We start from the raw sequence: 1646 nt of genomic DNA on the forward strand, positions 1-1646 counted from the left end.
CATTCATGTTTAAAATCAGAATCAACTATTACAAAAAAGGAGAGTTATATGCGAGAAGGAAAAATTATAAAAGCTGTAAGTGGGGTTTATTACGTGCAGAATGAAGAAGGGGTTACGTTATGTCGTGGACGAGGTGTATTTAGAAAAAAAAAACTGACCCCACTCGTTGGCCCTCCAGGACTTTTTCCGGAAGCATTCGGTCACCACGTCAAACCAGGCGCCACCGCCAGCGCTGAGGATGATGTGATCGCTGCTGAAGAGTTGATGATCTGCCAGCAGTGCAGCGGTGCTGATCATCATCTGACAATACGCTTTCACGCGCTGAATACCGGCTTCATCGCGACCCGCCCCCAGCGCACCTTCATAACCGGCCACGCCCACCAGCTGCAGTGAAGGGCTGTCTTTAATCGCTTCGGCAATCTTGATTGCTTCCTGTTGGGAACGGCAGCCGGTGCGACCGCCACTCACCGACATCTCCAGCAGCACAGAAATCTGAGTATCGCCGAGATGCTGTTCCAGCAATTTTACGCCCTGCAGTGAATCCACATAGCAGAGGAAACCGTGGTCGGGATGCTGCTGCTGCCATTGACCAATCCAGCGAATGCCCGCCGGATCGACCAGCTCATTGGCGAGAAACACATTGCGAATGCCAAACTGACGCAGCGCGCGCACCTGTGCTGGCGTGGCAGCACCCAATCCCCACGCGCCACCTTCGCTAATGGCGCGGCGCAAGATCGCGGGCGACATTGAGGTTTTCCCGTGTGCTGCCAGCATGATGCCGTTTTCCTGGCAAAACGTGGCAAGCTGGTGGAGGTTGTTCTGCAGCGCTGATTGCTTCATCACCATCAACGGCGAGAACACTTCATCACTGGTAAAAACGTTACTGCCCGGCGTTAACGGTTGATCGCCAGCTCCCGCTACCGATTTAAACCGTGGCGCAGGTTGTTGGGCATCCAGCAAACCGTCTGCCTGCAGTGGAAAACGAATCGACATAGTGGCTCCTGTTAGTGCTCAAGCACACGCGATAAGAATTGCTGAGTGCGCGGGTTCTGCGGATTAACAAAGATTTGCTCCGGCGAACCCTGCTCAGCGATAACGCCCTGATCCATAAACACCACGCGATCGGCCGTTTTACGGGCAAAACCCATTTCGTGCGTCACCACCACCATGGTCATGCCTTCACGTGCCAGGCTGCGCATCACTTCCATCACCTCGCCAACCAGCTCTGGGTCAAGTGCGGAGGTGGCTTCATCAAAGAACATGATCTTCGGTTCCACCGCCAGCGCGCGCGCAATGGCGACGCGCTGCTGCTGACCACCGGAAAGCTGTGCCGGATAGTGATGCGCGCGTTCCGCCAGCCCAACGCGAGTCAGCGCTGCCATACCGCGTTTGTTGGCTTCCGCTTCCGACAGTTTTTGCGCTTTAATCAGCGCCAGGGTGACGTTACCCAGCGCGGTTTTGTGCGGGAACAGGTTGAACTGCTGGAACACCATGCCGACATGGCCGCAAATTTCGCTGCTGCGCTTGCGGTCGTGCAATGGCACTTTGTTGACCCATATTTCACCGCCATCAGCGGTTTCTAAGCCGCTCATGATGCGCAGCACCGTACTTTTTCCTGAACCGGACGCACCAATCAACACCAGCAC

At 55.2% G+C, this 1646-nt stretch carries 1 protein-coding gene and 2 pseudogenes; 1 reads left to right on the forward strand and 2 read right to left on the reverse strand.

Annotated features, from left to right (window positions below; all coding sequences use genetic code 11):
- Positions 1–48: 48 nt before the first annotated feature.
- Positions 49–117 (forward strand): annotated as a pseudogene (locus tag H7A81_RS28050) (hypothetical protein); the annotation flags it as partial.
- A 72-nt stretch (positions 118–189) separates the two neighbouring features.
- Here the strand turns inward: H7A81_RS28050 and H7A81_RS27160 are convergent.
- Together H7A81_RS27160 and H7A81_RS27165 are read right to left on the reverse strand one after the other, a co-directional pair.
- Positions 190–993 (reverse strand): annotated as a pseudogene (locus H7A81_RS27160) (alanine racemase); the annotation flags it as partial.
- Positions 994–1004: 11 nt separating this feature from the next.
- Positions 1005–1646 (reverse strand): amino acid ABC transporter ATP-binding protein (locus H7A81_RS27165; RefSeq protein WP_182059324.1); only part of this gene is annotated, 642 nt, incomplete at its 5' end.

Origin of the sequence: Pantoea sp. ME81, from assembly GCF_903970985.1 — a bacterium.
Lineage (GTDB): Bacteria > Pseudomonadota > Gammaproteobacteria > Enterobacterales > Enterobacteriaceae > Pantoea > Pantoea communis.